The organism is Burkholderia sp. E168m22, assembly GCF_001319805.1.
In the GTDB taxonomy this organism is placed as follows: Bacteria; Pseudomonadota; Gammaproteobacteria; order Burkholderiales; family Burkholderiaceae; genus Burkholderia; species Burkholderia orbicola.
In genome coordinates this window covers 62,975-80,508 of the sequence record NZ_BBSK01000114.1, presented here as the reverse complement: position 1 = coordinate 80,508, position 17,534 = coordinate 62,975, and the positions used below count along the sequence as shown (strand labels likewise).

General features: G+C 65.2%; 16 protein-coding genes and 1 pseudogene. 8 read left to right on the top strand and 9 right to left on the bottom strand.

Going from position 1 to position 17,534, the window contains the following annotated elements:
- Positions 1-98 precede the first annotated feature (98 nt).
- From AP428_RS27330 to AP428_RS27320, 3 genes are all read right to left on the bottom strand, one after another.
- The gene (locus tag AP428_RS27330) at positions 99-1,676 is read right to left on the bottom strand and encodes a cellulase family glycosylhydrolase (protein WP_226292223.1); all 1,578 of its coding nucleotides are present in this window, start codon (positions 1,674-1,676) and stop codon (positions 99-101) included.
- A gap of 203 nt (positions 1,677-1,879) precedes the next feature.
- Positions 1,880-2,587 (bottom strand): TetR/AcrR family transcriptional regulator, encoded by a 708-nt coding sequence (locus AP428_RS27325; protein WP_011548789.1) that lies wholly within the window; start codon positions 2,585-2,587, stop codon positions 1,880-1,882.
- 142 nt (positions 2,588-2,729) lie between these two features.
- Positions 2,730-3,785, bottom strand: coding sequence for a LacI family DNA-binding transcriptional regulator (locus AP428_RS27320; protein WP_011548788.1), 1,056 nt, complete (start codon positions 3,783-3,785; stop codon positions 2,730-2,732).
- Between the two features lie 189 nt (positions 3,786-3,974).
- Here AP428_RS27320 and AP428_RS27315 point away from each other — a divergent pair, with 189 nt between their 5' ends.
- The 5 genes from AP428_RS27315 (at position 3,975) to AP428_RS27295 (ending at position 10,331) form a co-directional block, all read left to right on the top strand.
- Positions 3,975-5,132 (top strand): ABC transporter ATP-binding protein, encoded by a 1,158-nt coding sequence (locus AP428_RS27315; RefSeq protein WP_011548787.1) that lies wholly within the window; start codon positions 3,975-3,977, stop codon positions 5,130-5,132.
- Positions 5,133-5,141: 9 nt separating this feature from the next.
- Positions 5,142-7,136 (top strand): beta-galactosidase, encoded by a 1,995-nt coding sequence (locus tag AP428_RS27310; protein WP_011548786.1) that lies wholly within the window; start codon positions 5,142-5,144, stop codon positions 7,134-7,136.
- Between the two features lie 63 nt (positions 7,137-7,199).
- The gene (locus AP428_RS27305; RefSeq protein ID WP_011548785.1) at positions 7,200-8,462 is read left to right on the top strand and encodes an ABC transporter substrate-binding protein; all 1,263 of its coding nucleotides are present in this window, start codon (positions 7,200-7,202) and stop codon (positions 8,460-8,462) included.
- Between the two features lie 54 nt (positions 8,463-8,516).
- Positions 8,517-9,458: a carbohydrate ABC transporter permease gene (locus AP428_RS27300; protein ID WP_011694903.1), complete on the top strand. Its 942-nt coding sequence runs from the start codon at positions 8,517-8,519 to the stop codon at positions 9,456-9,458.
- A gap of 21 nt (positions 9,459-9,479) precedes the next feature.
- Positions 9,480-10,331, top strand: coding sequence for a carbohydrate ABC transporter permease (locus AP428_RS27295; protein ID WP_011548783.1), 852 nt, complete (start codon positions 9,480-9,482; stop codon positions 10,329-10,331).
- Positions 10,332-10,639: 308 nt separating this feature from the next.
- Here AP428_RS27295 and AP428_RS27290 read toward each other — a convergent pair whose 3' ends face one another.
- The 4 genes from AP428_RS27290 to AP428_RS27275 form a co-directional block, all read right to left on the bottom strand.
- Positions 10,640-11,509 (bottom strand): hypothetical protein, encoded by an 870-nt coding sequence (locus AP428_RS27290; protein ID WP_011548782.1) that lies wholly within the window; start codon positions 11,507-11,509, stop codon positions 10,640-10,642.
- A 70-nt stretch (positions 11,510-11,579) separates the two neighbouring features.
- Complete coding sequence (locus tag AP428_RS27285; RefSeq protein ID WP_011548781.1) at positions 11,580-12,446, bottom strand: DMT family transporter; 867 nt, start codon at positions 12,444-12,446, stop codon at positions 11,580-11,582.
- Between the two features lie 104 nt (positions 12,447-12,550).
- Positions 12,551-12,910, bottom strand: a complete 360-nt coding sequence (locus tag AP428_RS27280; protein WP_011694904.1) for a multidrug efflux SMR transporter — start codon at positions 12,908-12,910, stop codon at positions 12,551-12,553.
- Between the two features lie 338 nt (positions 12,911-13,248).
- Entirely contained in the window at positions 13,249-13,647 is a 399-nt protein-coding gene (locus AP428_RS27275) for a nuclear transport factor 2 family protein (protein WP_011548779.1), read from the bottom strand.
- Between the two features lie 82 nt (positions 13,648-13,729).
- Between AP428_RS27275 and AP428_RS27270 the strand changes: the two genes are divergently transcribed.
- Complete coding sequence (locus AP428_RS27270) at positions 13,730-14,671, top strand: LysR substrate-binding domain-containing protein (protein WP_011548778.1); 942 nt, start codon at positions 13,730-13,732, stop codon at positions 14,669-14,671.
- Between the two features lie 38 nt (positions 14,672-14,709).
- Here AP428_RS27270 and AP428_RS27265 read toward each other — a convergent pair whose 3' ends face one another.
- Both AP428_RS27265 and AP428_RS27260 read right to left on the bottom strand, forming a co-directional pair.
- Positions 14,710-15,093 carry a hypothetical protein gene (locus AP428_RS27265; protein ID WP_011548777.1) on the bottom strand — a complete coding sequence of 128 codons (384 nt, stop codon included), beginning with the start codon at positions 15,091-15,093 and terminating at the stop codon, positions 14,710-14,712.
- A 172-nt stretch (positions 15,094-15,265) separates the two neighbouring features.
- Positions 15,266-16,720, bottom strand: coding sequence for a DEAD/DEAH box helicase (locus AP428_RS27260; protein ID WP_041489654.1), 1,455 nt, complete (start codon positions 16,718-16,720; stop codon positions 15,266-15,268).
- 61 nt (positions 16,721-16,781) lie between these two features.
- Between AP428_RS27260 and AP428_RS36050 the strand changes: the two are divergent.
- Both AP428_RS36050 and AP428_RS27255 read left to right on the top strand, forming a co-directional pair.
- Positions 16,782-17,070: pseudogene (locus tag AP428_RS36050) on the top strand (hypothetical protein); the annotation flags it as partial.
- A 25-nt stretch (positions 17,071-17,095) separates the two neighbouring features.
- On the top strand, positions 17,096-17,500 hold the full coding sequence (locus AP428_RS27255) for a heme-binding protein (RefSeq protein ID WP_011548775.1): 405 nt from the start codon (positions 17,096-17,098) through the stop codon (positions 17,498-17,500).
- Positions 17,501-17,534 lie beyond the last annotated feature (34 nt).

The window sequence follows — 17,534 nt, the reverse complement described above, 5'->3', positions numbered from 1 at the left end:
GCGACGGACGACCGTATGGAATGCGGTGTCGCCTTAATCAAGCAATACACACTGCTTTTAAATTGCGTGCGGATGGTGCGCGTTGCGCCGGGCGCCGATTACGGCGCCGGCGTGACCTCGACGATCACCTCCGCCGCATCCGGGCGGGCGGCCACCAGCAGCGCGCGCGCATTGGGCGCGGATTCGACCGTTCCCCCGGTCACCCGCGCGCGATAGCCGTGCGGATAGCGGTAGTCGGGCACGAAGATCTGCGTCAGCGCACCGGGCCGCAGCGCCGAGCCGGCCGGGCGCGTCGCATAGCGCAGCTCGAAACGCTGCGTTGCCGGGTCGAAGCGCCAGCGTGTCGGCGTGCCCGCGATCGCTTGCGGATAAGGGCGCACCAGCACGTCGCGCACCGATTGCCACGATGCAGCCGTGGAATCGGCCGGAACGGGGAAGCGCCAGTAGATCCACGGAATCATGTCGCGGTCCGCGGCGTCCGCCATCCGCTCGACCAGGCGCCCCGCCGGATCGGGCGCGTCGAGGCCGCCGAATTCGGTCATCAGCAACGCCTCGCCGGTCGCATCGACACGGGCGAGCGCATTGCCGAACACGCGCGCCTCCTTGTCCGCGTCGGTGCCGCCGAGCAGCGGCGCAAGCCGTCCGGACAACGGCGGCTGGCCGGCGGGCAGGGTCGTGTCGACGGCTTTCGCGAACTGATCGACCTTCGACGCGTAGTTGTGGAACGCGAAACCCGAGCGCGCATCGCCTGGGTCGAGCTGCGTCGGAAAACCAAGATTGAACAGCGGATTCGGTTCCTGAAAGACCAGCGTGCCGCGATCCGTATCGCGAATCGCGGTTCGCAGCGTGCGGTTGAAAACCGACATCACCTTCTGGTCGAACGCCGCGCAGCCTTGCGGCCCAGCACAGTCGAGCCAGCGTGTGCCCGGCCACGGCTCGTTCAGCAATTCGTAGCCGAGCAGATAAGGCCGGCCCGCAAAACCGGCGGCGACATGCCGCCACACAGCGGCGAAACGGTCCGCGAGGCCGACGCCTTCGGGCCCGCGCGCATTCCCGTAGAGATGGTCGAACGCGCGGTTGATCGCCTTAGACGTGACGTAGTAGTACGGATGGCCGGGGTTGACGTTCGGCAAGCCGTCGTCGAGCGCCATCCAGTCGGCGAAGCCGTTGTTGATTTCCGCGCCGCCGGGATTGCCCGCCGCGACTTCGTCGCGGCGACGTTCGGAGACGAACCGGCGCGAGTAGCCGTCCTGATGCATGTCGAGCAGCGTGTAGATGCGGCGATCCGCGAGTTGCCGCTGAGTGCGGGCGAGCGATGCGAGGTAGGCGCCGTCGTAGCGTCCGGGCGCGGGTTCGAGCTGTTGCTGCGCGACGCCCAGACGCACGGCGTTGAAGCCGTCCGCCGCAAGCCGGTCCATTTCTTTCGCGCCGAAGCCGGCGGCTTCCGGCGCATACGGCGGCTGCTTGACCACGACGTTGACGCCGTGAACGATCAGCACGCGCCCTTCGTCGTCGATCAACCAGCGGCCAGCATGCGAGACGGCGGAGGCGGAGGCGGCGCCGGCATCCGCACGATCGGCATCGGCCGCATGCGGCTTCATGCTCGCGCATGCGGACAGCATCAGGAGCGCGGCGGCGAAGCCGGCGGTTCGGTACAGGTGTGTTGCTCGGGTCATGTCGGCAAGAATCCGTGATCGGGTCGCACAGGCATGCGTATCGGTTCGACGCATTGCCATCAGCAACAGCGCAGCCACGAACATGCATGAGCCGCAACATACAAGTAGGCTATATTGCTTGTCAATTGAGCAAACCGAGCGGTGTCTCGAAATGCGGCGCGGCCGGCACGATGACGTGCGCGGCCGGAATCGTCAGCGGAATCTCAGCGCGAAGCGCGGCGCTTGTCGGTTTTCGTCGGCGCGGGCGCGGGGGATTGCGTCATGTCCGTGATTTGCCGCAGCGCGATGTCGCGCCACAGCGCGAACGCGGCCCGCGCCGCGGCCGGTTCGCCGCCCGTCACGACGTCGATGGTCAGCCCGCGGATCATCGATCCGCCCAGCAACTGCAATTGCGTGACCTTGAGCGCGGTCTCCCGGTCGAAACCCGCGACGACATCGCGCATCAATGCGCGAAACCCGTCGTCGAACGGCTGGAGGATGCGTGCCACGGCCTCGTCGAGTTCCTTGTCGGCGCGTCGCGCCAGCTGGATCTCCATGCTGGCGGCGAACAGCGGCGTACCGATGAGCGCGCCGGCGACATCGAGCATCCGGTCGATCCGCTCGAGCGGCGTCGTGGCGCTGCGCGACGCGCGTTCGAACTGCGCGAAGCGATCGCCGGTGAGCCGTTCCTGCACCGCGGCCATCAATTCCGCCTTGGTCGGAAACTGGTGCTGCAGCGCGCCCATGCTGACGTCGGCTTCGCGCCGGATCGCGAGCGTCGTCGCGCCCGAATAGCCTTCCTTGTGCAGCAGCGCTATCGCGGCGGCAATGACGCGCTCACGCGTCGCCTGGCTGCGCTCCGCCTGCGTCGGCCGGCGTGCGCGCGCCGTGCCGGAAGCCGTTGCCGTACCTGTCTTGACGGTTTTCTTCATTCACGTATGGGGTCGAGCGCCGAAGCGGGCGCGGGTCGGCCGTCGGGCGCAGCCGCCGGCGGTCTGGATCGCCGCCGGCGGCTGTCTACGGATGCGAATTCTACCAACGAACCTCGCGCCGTCACCTGGCCCGTTCGCGGCCTTACGTGCGGCGCGCGCGGCCGGCACGGCGCGGTGCGCGGTCGTGCACCGGCCCGGTCGTGCCGCGCACCGCCAGCGTCGGCAGCGACGCGACCCGCACGCGCGACGCGTCGTCGCCCTGCCCGGCCGCCTCGCGCAGCGTATTGAGCAATTCGACCGCGAGGCCGGCCGCTTCGGCGGTCGGGATCGCGACGGTCGTCAGCGTGGGCCGCGTGTCGCGGGCGAGATGGATGTCGGTGATGCCGACGATCGACAGATCGTCGGGCACGCGCCGGCCGCGATCGGCCGCCGCGTGCATCGCGCCGATCGCCGGCAGGTCGTTGGTCGCGACCAGCGCGGTCAATCGCGGGTGCGCATCGAGCAGCCGGCCTGCCGCACGGAGGCCGCCTTCGATCGAATCGCGCTCGGCCGCGACGATCGACGCGTCGAGCCCCGCGTCGCGCATCACGTCGACGAAGCCGTCGTAGCGCGCCGCCTGCACGCCGCACGCCGCGCCGCCGACGATCACGCCGATCTTCTCGTGACCGAGTTCGAGCAGATGCCGCGTCGCGATCCGTCCCGCCTCGCGGAAATCGATCGCCACGCACGGCAACCCGTCGGGCGGCGCCTCGGGTCGCTCCCACAGGCACAGCACGACCGGCACGCCACGCCGCGCGACGTCGAGCAGGTCCGGCAGATGCAGGTTCGCGTTGGTCACGAGAATCCCCTCGGAGATCGTGCCGGCGATCTGGTCGAGATACGCGCGCCCCTGCAACGGATCTTCGTTCGTATTGCAGACGATCAGGAACTGCCCGTTGCGGCGTACCGCGCGCTCGACCGCCAACGCGAACTCCGGATAGAACGGGTTCGCGATGCTCGATACCATCAGCGCAACCGTCGGCGCGCGCCCTTCCGCCAGCGCCCGCGCGGCGAGATGCGGCCGATACCCGAGCGCGTCGACCGCATCGAGCACCCGTGCCCGCGTCGCGTCGCCGACCCGGCCGCGGTCGCGCAGCACGTTCGACACCGTCGCGGCCGTCACACCGGCGCGGCGCGCCACTTCATCCAGTGTTGCCATCGTTTGCCCACTATATGAGACGTCGATCCAGTATTTGCTTCGCTCACCGAAGCGGCGCACTATCGCCGGACACCTTGCCGCCCGACCAACGGGCGCGACTCGGCCGCGATCGCATCGCCCCTTTTTTTGATCGCGATGATTAAGCGCTTAATCAAGCAGTACGGCGCATTAGAACATGGAGCGGAGACAATGGCGAGCATCTCGATGCGACGCGTGCAGAAAGCCTATGGCGAGCACGCGCCGGTCATTCGCGACGTCGATCTGGAGATCGGCGCGCACGAGTTCTGCGTGTTTCTCGGGCCGTCCGGCTGTGGGAAATCAACGCTGCTGCGCATGATCGCCGGGCTCGAGGATCTGAGCGCGGGCGAGCTGTCGATCGACGGCCGCCGCGTCGACGACGTGCCGGCCGCCGAGCGCGGCGTCGCGATGGTGTTCCAGAGCTACGCGCTGTTTCCGCACATGACGGTGTACGAGAACATGGCGTTCGGGCTGAAGCTCGCGCGCGTGCCGAAGGCCGAGATCGACCGCAAGGTACGCGACGCCGCGCGCATCCTGCAGCTCGACACGCTGCTCGAGCGCAAGCCGAAGGCGCTGTCCGGCGGCCAGCGGCAGCGCGTCGCGATCGGCCGCGCGATCGTGCGCGAGCCCGGCGTATTCCTGTTCGACGAACCGCTGTCGAATCTCGATGCGGCGCTGCGCGGCCAGACCCGCGTCGAAATCGCGAAGCTGCATCGGCAGTTCGAACGTGCGAGCGTCGTCTACGTGACGCACGACCAGACCGAGGCGATGACGCTCGCCGACAAGATCGTGCTGCTGCACGCCGGCGCGGATACCGCGCGGCACGGCAGCATCGCTCAGGTCGGCGCGCCGCTCGACCTCTATCACCATCCGGCCAGCCGCTTCGTCGCGGGCTTCATCGGCTCGCCGCGCATGAACTTCCTGCCGGCCGTCGTGACCGCGTGCGACGCGCGTCGCACGACCGTCACGCTCGTGCCGTCCGGCGAAACCTTCACGCTGCCGCGCGACGGCTCGGCGCTCTCCGCCGGCGCCGCCGTGACGCTCGGCATCCGTCCCGAACACCTGACGCTCGGCGCCGCCCCCGATGCGACGACGCTCGCGCGCGACGTCGCGCTCGTCGAACGCCTCGGCGAGCAGACCTACGTGCACCTCGACTCGCCCGGCCTACCCGACGCGACGCCGCTGATCGCGAAAGTACCCGGCGACGCGCCGGTGCGCACCGGCGAACGCGTGCACGTGCACGCGCCGGCCGCGGCCTGCCACCTGTTCACCGAAGACGGCCGCGCGGTGCCCGCGTGCGCCGACCTTCCCGTCCACCACTACGCATAAGGATCGGGCATGCGCCTCGGAGTCTGTTACTACCCGGAACACTGGCCGGAATCGATGTGGGCCGACGACGCCCGCCGGATGAAAGCGCTCGGCATCGAGCAGGTGCGGATCGCCGAATTCGCGTGGAGCCGCATCGAGCCGTCGCCGGGCGAATACGACTGGGGCTGGCTCGACCGTGCGGTCGACGTGCTCGGCGCGGCCGGCCTCGAAATCGTGATGTGCACGCCGACCGCGACGCCGCCGAAATGGCTGGTGGACCGCCATCCCGACATCCTCGCGATCGGCGCGGACGGCCGCCCGCGCGCGTTCGGTTCGCGCCGCCACTACGATTTCTCGTCGCCGGTCTATCTCGAAGCGTCGCGCCAGATCTGCACGGCGGTCGCCGAACGCTACGGTCGCCACCCGGCCGTGCGCTACTGGCAGACCGACAACGAACTCGGCTGCCACCAGACCGTCGTCAGCTACTCGCCGGCCGCGCTCGTGCGCTTTCGCGAATGGCTGAAAGCACGCTACGGCACGATCGACGCGCTGAACCGCGCATGGGGCACCGTGTTCTGGAGCATGGAATATCGCCATTTCGACGAAGTGGACGCGCCCGTGGGCACCGTGACCGAAGCCAATCCGTCGCATCGCCTCGACTACCGGCGCTTCGCGTCCGACGAACTCGCGCGCTATCACCGGATGCAGGTCGACGTGATCCGCGCGCATTCGCCGGGCCGCCCGGTCGCGCACAACTTCATGCAGCTCTTCACCGAGTTCGATCACTACGAAGTCGCGCGCGACCTCGATCTCGCGACGTGGGACAGCTATCCGCTCGGCGCGCTCGAGGAGCTGTGGTTCGCGCCCGACGTGAAGGCGCGCTGGCTGCGCACCGGCCATCCCGATTTCGCGTCGTTCAATCACGACCTGTACCGCGGCATGTCGAAGCTGCCGTTCTGGGTGATGGAGCAGCAGCCGGGCCCGGTGAACTGGGCGCACTGGAACCCCGCGCCGCTGCCGGGCATGGTGCGGCTGTGGAGCTGGGAAGCGTTCGCGCACGGCGCCGGCTGCGTGTCGTACTTCCGCTGGCGGCAGGCGCCGTTTGCGCAGGAGCAGATGCACGCGGGCCTGAATACCCCCGACAACCGGCTCGACGAAGGCGGCCGCGAAGCGCAGCGCGTCGCGCAGGAAATCGCCGCCGTGCTCGACGCCGGCGCCGATGCCGACGCGAACGGCGCGGTGCGCGCCCCCGTTGCGCTGGTGTTCGACTACGACGCGAAGTGGCTGTTCGAAGTGCAGCCGCAAGGCGCCGATTTCCACTACCCGCGTTTCGCATTCGAGTACTACTCGGCGCTGCGTTCGCTCGGGCTCGACGTCGACATCGTTTCCGCGCACGCGCCGCTCGACGGCTACCGGCTCGTCGTCGTGCCGCCGCTGCCGGTCGTGCCGGACGATTTCGCGTCGCGGCTCGCCGCGTCGGGCGCCCATGCGGTGTTCGGCCCGCGCACCGGCTCGAAAACCATCGACCTGCAGATTCCGCCGGCGTTGCCGCCCGGCCCCCTCGCGTCGATCCTGCCGGTACGCGTGTGGCGCGTCGAGTCGCTGCGGCCGAACGTCACCGAACGAGTCGACGGCACGCTGCGCGACGGTTCGCCGCTCGCGGGCGACGCGCGTCACTGGCGCGATCTCGTCGAGCTCAACGACGACGACACACGCAGCGTCGTGCACGCACGCTTCGCCGACGGTCACCCGGCCTGCCTGTCGCACGGCACGCTGCATTACTGGGCCGCGCTGTTCGACGAGGCGACCACCGTGCGCCTGTTCGCCGATATCGCGGCCGAAGCGGGCCTGGCCCCGACGCCGCTCGGCGACGCCGTGCGCGTGAGCCGGCGCGGCGGCCTGACTTACGTATTCAACTACGCGGGCACGCCGCACACGATCGATGGCGTACCGCCGTCCGCGTTCGTGTTCGGCGGCGCGCAGGTCGAGCCGCAAGGCGTCGCCGTGTATCGAAGCCGTTCCTAGCAACCGCCCCCGGCGCCGCCACGCGCCGGTCACGCACAACGACACACAGGACTGGAGACACTCATGACCCATCGCCCCCTTCGCGTCGCTGCCCGCCTGGCGACCGCCGCCGTCGCCTTCGGCCTTGCGTCGCTCGCCATGACGACGCCTGCCGATGCCGGCACGCTGACCATCAACATCGCGTTCAAGGGCGCGAGCCAGCGTGCGGTGTGGCAGTCGACGATCGAAGCGTTCCACAAGGCCCATCCCGACATCGACGTGAAGCCGACCTTCGTCGACGAGGAAGCGTACAAGGTGCAGCTCCCCGCGTGGCTCACCACCGTCGCACCGGACGTCGTGAACTGGCACGCGGGCGAGCGGATGGCGTACTACGCGAAGCGCGGGCTGTTCGAGGACCTGAGCGGCGACTGGTCGAAGAACGGCTGGGACGCGATGTATGCGTCGACGCGCAGCGCGTCGTCCTATAACGGCAAGCAGTACGCGGCGCCGACCGTCTACTACTCGTGGGGCCTCTTCTACCGCAAGGACCTGTTCCGCAAGGTCGGCATCGCCGACGAACCGAAGACGTGGGACCAGTTTCTCGATGCATGCAAGAAGCTGAAGGCCGCGGGCATCACGCCGATCGCGATCGGTGGCCGCGACGCGTGGACGCTCGCCGGCTGGTTCGACTATCTCGACCTGCGCCTGAACGGCAACGCGTTCCACCAGCAATTGATGGCCGGCGACGTGCCGTACACCGACCCGCGCGTGAAGAAGGTCTACACGACGTGGAAATCGCTGATCGACTCGGGCTACTTCATCGACAACGCGCTGTCCTACGATCTCGACGGCGCGCAGCCGTTCCTGTTCCAGGGCAAGGCCGCGATGATGCTGATGGGCACCTTCATCGCGGCGGGTTTCCCGCCGAACGTGAAGCCGGACATGGGCTATTACCGCTTCCCGATCATCGATCCGAAGGTGCCGACCGCCGAGGACGGCCCGGTCGAATCGCTGCACATCCCGACCAAGGCGAAGAACAAGGCCGACGCGCACACGTTCCTCGCGTTCGTCGAAACCCCCGAGATGGGCGCGAAGCTCGCCGAAGGGCTCGGCTCGCTGTCGGCGAACAGCAAGTCGCCCGAGCCGGCCGATCCGATCTCGCGCATCGGCTTCCGGATCCTCGCCGACACGAAGGGCGGCGTCGCGCAGTTCTACGACCGCGACATGACCAAGGAAATGGCCGACGAGGGGATGAAGGGGATGCAGCAGTTCCTCGCGAATCCCGCGCAGCTCGATACGGTGCTCGCGCAACTCGAACAGACCCGCAAGCGGATTTACAAGAAGTGACCGCGTGACCCAACCGGCGGCCACGCGCCGCCGTGTCCGTTCAGGAGGCTTGCCGTGTCCAGTCCGATCACGTCCCCCCCGCCCGCCGGCACCGCGCCGCCGCGCGGCTCATCCGCCAGCGCGCTGCCCGCGCGCCGCCCGTCGCCCGCCGTGCGGCGGCAACGGCGTGCCGCGTGGCTCTTTCTCGCGCCGGCCTGCGCGATGGTTGCCATTTATGTGATCTGGCCGATCCTGTCGACGTTGTCGCTGAGCCTGTACAACTGGGACGGAATGACCGAGCGCACCTTCGTCGGTCTCGCGAACTATGCGGAGCTGCTGCAGGCGCCGACGTTCTACACGGCGCTGCGCAACAACGTGATCTGGCTCGTGCTGTTCATGCTCGCGCCGCCGCTCGGCCTCGCGCTCGCGCTGTACCTGAACCAGGCGGTCGGCGGCATCCGGCTCGTGAAGTCGCTGTTCTTCGCGCCGTTCGTGCTGTCGGGCGTGGTCGTCGGGCTGATCTTCTCGTGGTTCTACGATCCGACCTTCGGGCTGCTCGCGCTCATCGCCGGGCACGGCATCCCGGTGCTCGGCGACGCGCGCTATGCGACCTTCGGCATCGTGTTCGCCGCGCTGTGGCCGCAGACGGCGTACTGCATGATCCTGTACCTGACCGGCCTCACGTCGGTCAACCCGGAACAGATCGAAGCCGCGCGGATGGAAGGCGCACGCGGCTTCGCGCTGCTGTGGCACGTCGTGCTGCCGCAACTGCGGCCGACCACCTTCATGGCGATCGTCGTCACCGTGATCGGCGCGCTGCGCAGCTTCGACCTGATCTCGGTGATGACGGGCGGCGGCCCGTTCGAAAGCTCGACCGTCCTCGCGTATTACATGTACGACCAGGCGATCAAGTACTACCGGCTCGGCTATTCCGCATCGATCGCGGTCGTGCTGTTCGCGATCATGCTCGTCTATATCGTGTTCCAGTTGCGCCGGATGCTGCGCAACGAACAGTGACCTTCCGGGAGCTCACTCATCATGTTTCCGACACCCGTTGCCCACTGGAAGCCGATATCGCGCCGGCTGTACAAGCTGTCGCTGCCCGTCGCGCTCGTGATCTGGCTGCTGCCGATGATCGCGGTGTTCGTCACGTCGGTGCGCTCGACGGAGGAACTCGTCGAAGGCCACTACTGGGGCTGGCCGCGGCATTTCTCGATGATCGAGAACTATCGCGACGCGCTGACGACGTCGCCGATGCTGCATTACTTCTGGAACAGCGTGCAGATCACGGTGCCGTCGGTCATCGGCTCGATCGCGCTCGCCGCGATGGCTGGCTTCGCGCTCGCGACCTACCGGTTTCGCGGCAATACCGCGCTGTTCGGCACGTTCGTCGCCGGCAACTTCGTGCCGGTGCAGGTGCTGATGATTCCGGTGCGCGACCTGTCGCTGCGGCTCGGCGTGTTCAACACCGTCGAAGCGCTGATCCTGTTCCACGTCGCGTTTCAGACGGGGTTCTGCACGCTGTTCCTGCGCAACTTCATCAAGCAGTTGCCGTTCGAGCTGATCGAGGCGGCACGCATCGAAGGCGCGGGCGAATGGACGGTGTTCTGGCGCATCGTGCTGCCGCTGATCCGGCCGGCGCTGGCCGCGCTCGCGATTCTCGTGTTCACGTTCGTGTGGAACGATTACTTCTGGGCGCTGTGTCTGACGCAAGGCGATGAGGCCGCGCCGATCACGGCGGGTGTCGTGGCGCTGAAGGGGCAATGGACGACGTCGTGGAATCTCGTATCCGCCGGGTCGATTCTCGCCGCGCTGCCGTCGGTCGCGATGTTCTTCGCGATGCAGAAGCATTTCGTCGCGGGGCTCACGTTCGGCGCGACGAAAGGCTGAACGCGCGCCGCTCGCGTTTCGAATCTCCCCCTCCGCATCGTGAGGTTGCCCGCTTCGGCGGGCTTTTTTCATGCTTTGCGGGGGTGCGTGCATGTCGGTCGGGGAGCCTGAGCTTCCTTTCGCGGAGTCGGAAAGCTGCCATTCAACGACTCAGGCACGGCGAGCGGTGCGTTCCCTCGCGGCCCTGAGGTGAATGTATGAAACTGGGGATGGACGGGAGCGGAATGCCATCCTCATTTTTTCAACAACAATCAATGAGGATGGTGAGTTGTCTGGCGCTCGACGTAGCTTTGCAGAACGGACAGGGCTTAAACCTGCTCGATGACGTAGGGTGCATGCCCGAATTCGAGATGACGCTCGTTCGCGAAGTCGTACATGCGGATATCGCGGCCCTGCTTGAAGCTCGGAATGATACTGCTCAATACGTTCACGTTGTAGACGATCGAGGCACGGGCGGTCGGCAGGGTAAGGTTCAGAACGGCGTGGAAAGTCGGTTGGATTTCTCCGTCAGAGAGCTCCGTTAATAGAGACCCTGAGATCGCGATGGCCTGGTCCTTCGCGACGTCGACGAGACACTCCTTGTCGCCCTGGAACAGGACGAGTCCCGGCGCATTCGGCTTGATAACCGTGATCAGGTGTCCGTCCTCGTGCTTTCCTTGCAGATAACGGCTGTTGCCGAGACGGAGGTCTTCGCGGTAGTGGTTGTATTGCAGATATGAGTCGTCGCGCGTCGGAATTTCGCGTGCGTAGCCGTAGCGCTTCCGGATTTCGTCGACCAACTTCTGCCCATAGCCGGCGACCTGCGCCTCGTAGCTCGCGATACGCGAGTAAAACTCGCTACGGCTGAACTCGTACTGCTGGTGCTCGTCCTTGAAGCGATGCCAGTAGTTGAAGATCTCGCACCGGTCACTATTTTCTTTTCCGATATGGGAGTATCCGACCGGAAAGTAGCCGTCGGTCCGGTCGACGAAGCAGAACTCCTGTTTGTCGCGGAAACCCACAGTCCCCGCCAACTGCTGAAGCGCATGGAAGTCATCCTGCATCCTTGGCCCGATCGAGATGATCGCAAATCCTTGGTCGACAATCTGGTTAGCCCACTCCTGCCAGGGCGCTGTGTTGTCGAGCCTTCGGTCGATCACGATAAGCTCACTGGACTCTTTCTGGACTTGATCGCGCATGAATTTCTCCACAAAAGAAAAGTTCTAAGGAACATGCACAAACACCGATTGCCTCTCCACAATCGGGATATCAATTCGTGACCACACGTAAGCGAGGGCGATACTCCGTGACGAACATCGCGGCGATGATGAGCGCTGCGCCGGCGAAATTCATGGAACTCAGGCGATCACCACCGAGGACGTAGCCGAAGAGCCCACCGAAAACGGGCTCCAGCACCAGGATCAGTGCGATTCGACCAGGTGCGGATTCGACCTGTGCCCGGGTCTGCACGAAATAGCCGATCGCGGTCCCCCCGATTCCGACGATGATCGCCGTCCAGACGGGCTGAGGTGAGTTAGGAACTGAAAACTCGTGGAATGCCAACGACCACAACAGCGACAGTACGCCTACGACCAATACCTGGATGAATGCAAGCAGTTCGACGTCGGCGCCCTTGCTTCGCTTCGATAGCACTACGATGTGCAGCGCCGTGAAAACAGCACACCCAAGAACAAGTGCATCACCGACGTGTATCGAAAGGTCCCGCATCGTCAACATGGCAAGACCAACAGCGGCGATCGCCGCGCCGATCACCTGTTGCCGGCTCGGCCGAATCTTGAGCATCCAGTAGCCAAATGCTGGAGCGAAGATGACCGCGAGCCCCGTAATGAAGCTCGCGTTGGATGCAGTCGTGTAAGCGATGCCGGCTGTCTGGAACGCGAATGCGATGAAAAGGACCACGCCGGGCAATATGGCACGCCGCCCTGCGCGCCATTCGACGTGTCGCCAGCGGCGCATCAACACGATGAACATCGCCGCTGCGCCGATCAGGAAGCGATATGCGTTAAACGTTGATGCACTGACGAACCCTAGAGATTGATGAATTGCGACAAATGACCAGCCCCAGAGTATGGTCACGCAAACAAGCGCGAATGCCCAAGTATTCTCAGACTTCATCTCATACCCCGGTATGAAAATTTATAAACGATTCACCATCGCGAATAAAATCAATACTTTCGCAACTTCGTTGAGTATCGGTTCAGACGAGGAGAGAGATATTGCTAGGTAGGGCCATCACTGAGATTCAGCAGGACGAGGCTACCTGCAGCCATCGCGAGGCCACAGAGCTTCGATACCGAAACAGATTCGCCGAAGAGCAATATTCCGAGTCCGGCGGTGATGGCGGTACTGGCGCCGGCCCACGCGGCGTAGGCCAGACCCACCTCGACGTTTAATGTCGTAATGGACATGAGCCAAACGGCGCCGGCGTAGCAAACGACGGTGAAGACTGAAGAAGGAAGGTGGGTGAATCCAGACGAGAATTTGAGCCCAATGGTACCGAATACTTCGGCAATCACACTCAGTCCAAGGACAAACCAGGCAAATCGACTCGAAGTCACAATGCACCTCACCGTCTGCATCGTTTATACCGAACGATGCAGGGGGAGGGGTGGATTCAGCGGTACCCGGTAGACGTCAGATTAATACAAGCCTGGACGGTCTACAAGAGGCGGTCAGCCGCCCGAATAAATTGATTGTTTCTATCGATAGCACCGGTATAGAAAAGGCGACCCATGATTGGAAATGGTTTTGAAACATTCGATAACCGGAAACCATCCTCTGATTTCGTGACAATCCCCTTTCAAGCGAAGGGAGATTTAGCGTGCGCCTTTACAACGGCCGCTGTCCGCCCCAGCCGGCCATCCGGTCTTCGACGCCGTCAACGACTGCGGCAGCCCGCCCCATCGCCGAGGGTCGGCTACGCGTACTTGTCGCCGACCGTACTGCGAATCGGATGGGTGTCGTAGACGATGATCATCCGTTCGATGAGCCCCGCGACGTCGAACTCGAACACGTCGACGCACTCGAAGCGCGCCACCGAACCGTCTTTCAAGGCCCAGTCGTAGATGAAGTAACCTGTCGCACGTGGGGCTCCGGCTGCGCTGACGCAGATGTCGATCGGTGTAATCCTGCTGTCTCCCGACGCGGCGGCGACCTTCGAAAAGAAGGGTTCGGGCTGCATCCAGCCGAGAAATGGCGAGAAAATCTGCGCGTCCAGTGTAAATAGCGCGCAGATCGCACCGACATCGCCTCGCTCCAGTTCTCGAAGGTAAGCGCGAACCTGTTGCGTATGGAGTGATTCCGACGTTGAGTCCAAAACTATCCTCCGATCATTCGTTGACGACCCCGTTCACTCGCAAGAACGGGGCATCCGGTACACGCACGATAGCGACGCCCCGATGACCGAACAATCGAAAAATTTGCAACCCGGGTATGCCGCGCATGCATACCCGCTGGCCGACCTGACGCGACCGCTCCCGCCGTTGGCGGCAATTCAGTCGTTCGTCGCCGCGGCACAGCTGGGCAGCGTCAGCAAGGCTGCGGATCACCTATGCCGCACGCAAGGTGCAGTCAGCCGCCAGATACAGCAGTTGGAAACGCATTACCGATGCGCGCTCTTCGTGCGCCATGTATCGGGCCTGACGTTGACGGCAGAAGGCAATGCACTGCTGACGGTCGCGGTCGACGTGCTCACGCAATTGGTCCGGCACGCGGACGTTCATGCACGGGCGACTTCGGTGCTCACGTTGAAGTTGCCGTCCACGTTCGCCGTTCGCTGGCTGCTCCCGCGGCTGCCGGACATTCATCGCGCGATGAGCGGCACGGAGCTTCGTATTTCGACCTCCGCGGACGATACGCCGGATTTCACGACGTCCGATGTCGATGCCATCGTCGTGCGCGGCACGGGACAGTGGACCGGCATGGACGCGATACCGCTGTTCTCCGAGAGGCTCACGCCGATGTGCGCGCCCGCACTGGCAACCTCACTGCGATCCGTTGCCGATCTCGCGCAGGTCGATTTGCTGCATCCCGGGCCGAGCCACGCAGAGTGGCGGTGCTGGCTTGATCATGTCGGGGCACGCCAGATCGACGCGGGACGCGGACTCGTATTCGATACCCTCGAATTGACGCTCGCGGCATCGACGGAAGGACACGGCATTGCCATCGGCGACCCGCGAATGGCGAGAGACCGGCTCCGTGCGGGATCGCTGGTGACACCGTTCGAGGATGTGGCTCAAGACGGCCTGTCCTACTTCCTCGTCTATCCGCCCCAACGTGCGGCACAACCGAAAATCCGGGCCCTCGCCGACGTCTTGCTGCGACTTGCGCGAGAAGATTGATTGATGGGCGGGAGTCGAGGCACCACGCTCACCCGTGGTCAGAGATCCCCGCGCACTTCACCGGTTCCCAGCGCGCTCCGCTGCCGGTTGACTTCCGCCCACAGCTCGTCGCTGTCGTCCTCGCGCAGCACGACCATGCAGTCCAGTTGATCGTCGGTCACGCCGAAGTATTCGAGGATTTCTTGGCGAACCGCATCGATGAACTGCGCGTATTCCGGCGTTGCCTGGGCCCGCGCGTGCAAGGCGTCGTATTCCGCATCGTCCGCGCCGCCGCCGTGCTCGTCGATATAGCGCGAGATCCACTGGTCTCGTTCGTGGTCGTAATCCGCCTCGGCGCGCATCGCTTGCACGGCCGTGTACAAATCCAGTTGGGCAAACGCGGCGATCGCCGCCGTTGTCGCCTCGTCGAATGTCGTCGTCATTCCCTCTCTCACTTCAGTCATCGCACATCGTTGGTCATGCCGGGAAGCCTTGTCGCGGGCGGTTCCAGGTCGCTCACGAGAAAACCGGCAGCGCTGTTCCGAACCGCTCGTATTCGTTCACCGTATCGGACGAATCAATCCTGTCAGACGTTTTGAACGGGAAGGGTTCGGGTTATCTGGACGGTTTGCCGGGCTTGCCCCGACCACCCGCCGATTTGCCGGCCGGCTTCCCCGCCCCCGCCTTGCCGGCCGGTTTGCTCCGCGGCTTCTGCACGCTGAACGGGCTCCCGATGGTGTAGTCCGTTCCCGTGCCGACGGCGGGCTTCGCATGCTGCGCCACGGGCTTGCGCTTGCCTTCGCCACCTTGCGTAGGCGGCTTCTTGCCCGGCTGCGCCTGCCTGCCGACCGGCGCAGCTTGCTGCACCTTCGGCTTCTTCGGCTTTTTCGGTTTCTTGATGATCTCGCCCGTCGCGCTGGTTTCCGGCACGCGGTGTTCGGCTTCGAAACCCGGCTCTTCTTCGCGCCGCAGCGTCTGCCGGATCAGCGCTTCGATCGCGGCCAGTTGCGGCGCTTCATCGGCGCACACGAGGGATACCGCCACGCCGCTCGCGCCCGCGCGGCCGGTCCGGCCAATACGGTGCACGTAGTCTTGCGCGACGATCGGCAGATCGACGTTGATCACGAGCGGCAGATCGTCGATATCCAGCCCGCGCGCCGCCACATCGGTGGCGACCAGCATCTGTACTTCACCCGTCTTGAAACGCTCCAGCGCGCGCAAACGCGCGGGTTGCGGCTTGTCGCCGTGGATCGTATCGACCGCATAGCCGGTCTTCTCCAGCATGAGCGCTAGATAGTCGACGCCGTTGCGGGTCTTGACGAACACCAGCGCGTGCTCCCACCTGTTCTGGGCCACCAGGTGCATGAAGAGGTCGGGCTTGTTCCGCTTGTCGACCGGCACGACCCACTGCTTGATCTTGCTGGCCGTCGCGTTGGGCGGGCTGACGCTGATATCGACCGGGCTGCGCAGAATACCGGCCGCCATCTTGCGGATTTCGTCGGAGAACGTGGCCGAGAACAGCAGCGTCTGGCGCTTGGCGGGCAACGCGGCAAAGACCGCGTCGAGTTCGCGCGCGAAGCCGAGATCGAGCATGCGGTCGGCTTCGTCGAGCACCAGCGTCTGCACCTGATCGAACTGCACCGCGTTCTGGCGATTGAGGTCGAGCAAGCGGCCCGGCGTGGCAACGAGCACGTCCACGCCCTTGCGCAGCTTCATCATCTGAGGATTGATGCTCACTCCGCCGTAGGCGGCCAGAAATCGCAGATCGAGACCTTTGCCGTACTCGACGAAGCTTTGCAGCACCTGTTCGGCCAGTTCGCGCGTGGGCACCAGCACCAGCACGCGCGCGCGGTTGCTGGATACCGCCGGGCCGTGTTGCACCAGCCGTTGCAGCAGCGGCAGCGCGAAACCGGCCGTCTTGCCGGTGCCGGTCTGCGCCGCGGCCATGACGTCCTTGCCGCCGAGCACCACAGGAATCGCCTTGGCCTGCACCGGCGTGGGTGTCTGGTAATTGAGGCCCTGCAGATTACGCAGTAACGGCTCGATCAGGCCAAGCGAGGCAAAAGACATGGACGTGTTCCGGGCTAAAACCGCAATTCTAGCGGTTACCGCGCCGGCCAAGCCCCGTCCCGCGTACATCCCTCGTTCGAGCCGCAACGTCGACGCGTGGTGGCCCGCGATCGCAGCCGGCGCGGAAGCGATCGTACTGACGCGAGCGGCTGCGGCGCGTTCATGAAGGAATACGGCGACCTGCTGCGCTCCGACCCCGTCTATGCGGACAAGGCGGGTCGCGTCACCACGCTCGCACGCAGCCGGAATCGATTGTCACCGCCGACGTTGGCTGCCAGACTCATCTGCACGACGCGGGCCGCACACCCGTGCGCCAATGGATCGAGCTCGTCGACAACCGGCTGGTCAACCGACCGCCGTTTCCGGAGGAACGCCATGCAAACGAAACCCGAACTCGAACTGGCCGACGCCGAGCGCATGCTCGCCACCGCCCGCGCGGAAGCGGAACGCCACGGCTGGGCCGTGTCGATCGCCGTCGTCGACGATGGCGGCCATCTGCTCGCCTTCGCGCGGCTGAACGGCGCCTCGCCGGCCAGCAGCACCATTGCGCAGGACAAGGCGCGCGCGGCGGCGCTCGGCCGTCGCGAGACGAAGGCGTATGAAGATATGATCAACGGTGGCCGCACCGCGTTTCTGAGCGCGCCGCTGTCGGGGTTGCTCGAAGGCGGCGTGCCGGTCACGGTCGGCGGCCAGATCGCAGGCGCGATCGGTGTGTCTGGCGTAAAGTCCGAACAGGACGCGCAGATCGCCCGCGCCGGTACACAGAGCGTCGCGGAATAACCAGCCAAACCGCGCGCATTTTCCCCGGGAGGAT